The following is a 1,392-nucleotide window of genomic DNA, read 5'->3' as shown; positions in this document are numbered from 1 at the left end:
CAGGATTGGCATCTCCCGGCACTACGTACGCAATCAGCCGGTTCTCTCCAGCTTCATCGGCTCGGGCCACGACCACTGCTTCCTTGACCCCGCTGCACTCCCGCAATGCGGCTTCAATCTCGCCCAGCTCAATCCGGTATCCTCTAATCTTCACCTGGTGGTCCATGCGTCCCAGATAGACCACCGTCCCGTCCGGCCTGTACTTCGCCAGATCGCCGGTCCGGTACAGCTTAGAAGAGTGCCCTCCGCCGTAAGGATGGTCTACAAATTTCTCGGCGGTCTTCAGCTCGTCTCCTACATACCCGCCGCCGACCTGTCCCCCGGCGATGCATAGCTCACCCGGTACCCCGATGGGCACCAGCCCCAGTCCTTCGTTCAGAATGTACAGCTGCGTACCCGGAGTTGGACGGCCGATTGGCACGGCCCCCGGCTCCAAGGAACGCAGATCCGGCAGCCGGGTGTACACCGTGACATCTGTGCATTCGGTCGGTCCGTAGGTATTTACGATCTCTGCCTGGCAGGCTCCGGACTCGCTCCACGGGAGCAGCCGGTCCGGGGCGATCGGCTCGCCGCCCAGAAATACATGCCGCAGGCTGCGCAGCTGAGCGTAGCCGCTCTCCGCCGCTTCGTCCAGCAGCGGGTAGAAGGCGCTTGGCGTTCCATTTAGCAGCGTGATGCGATGGCGCTCGAGAAGCTCATTCACCTCGCGCGGATCGTACAGCCCGGACGGCAGCAGCACCAGCTCCCCGCCGGTCATCAGCGGAGCGAACAGATTTTTTTGCGTCAGATCAAAGCTTGGCGAGGTGATCAGCAGCACGTGATCGGCTGTGTTCATCTGAAACTCCTGTGTGTACCACTGCATCAGCCGGGCGAACCCGCTTCGGTACACACTCGCTCCCTTGGGCCGGCCGGTTGAGCCTGAGGTAAAGATGATATACATCAGCTGCTCCGGCTCCACCGGAAGCCCCAGGTTCCCGCTGTCTTCCGACTGCAGCACTTCCTCCAGCCCATCCACACTTAGCAGCATAATGGGAGAGGCTGCGCCCTGCTCGCTAGGCGTTGGGCTAGGCGTTTGGCTAGGAGTCTCGCTGCCGATCCCGCCAACCGCCTGTGCCGCCTTCCCTGCCACTTCAGTCAACGCCTGCTTCGTCAGCAGCACGCTCACGCCCGCCTGCTCCAGCATGTACGCCAGCCGCTCCTGCGGCAATGCCGGATCGAGCGGCACATACACGCCGCCGGCCTTCAGCACGGCGAGCAGGCTGACCACCAGCTCGCGACTGCGGTCCAGGCATACCCCGATCCGGTCTCCGCGCCGGACCCCCTGCGCGATGAGCCTCCGGGCAAGGCGGTTGGCCTGTCCGTTCAGCTCTCCATAGCTCAGGCTGCCACCCC

Annotated in this window: 1 protein-coding gene; it reads right to left on the bottom strand. The window is 63.5% G+C overall.

The genetic code is table 11. The features are described from left to right. Window positions 1-1,392, bottom strand: a 1,392-nt coding sequence (locus JJQ72_RS20190; protein WP_208204784.1) for an amino acid adenylation domain-containing protein, incomplete at both ends; no start/stop codon positions are given.

The sequence above is a fragment of the Paenibacillus sp. F411 genome, assembly GCF_017582705.1.
Taxonomy (GTDB): domain Bacteria; phylum Bacillota; class Bacilli; order Paenibacillales; family Paenibacillaceae; genus Paenibacillus_AQ; species Paenibacillus_AQ algicola.
The sequence above is the reverse complement of the archived record's forward strand: the minus strand, read 5'-3'. Positions and strand labels throughout refer to the sequence as shown.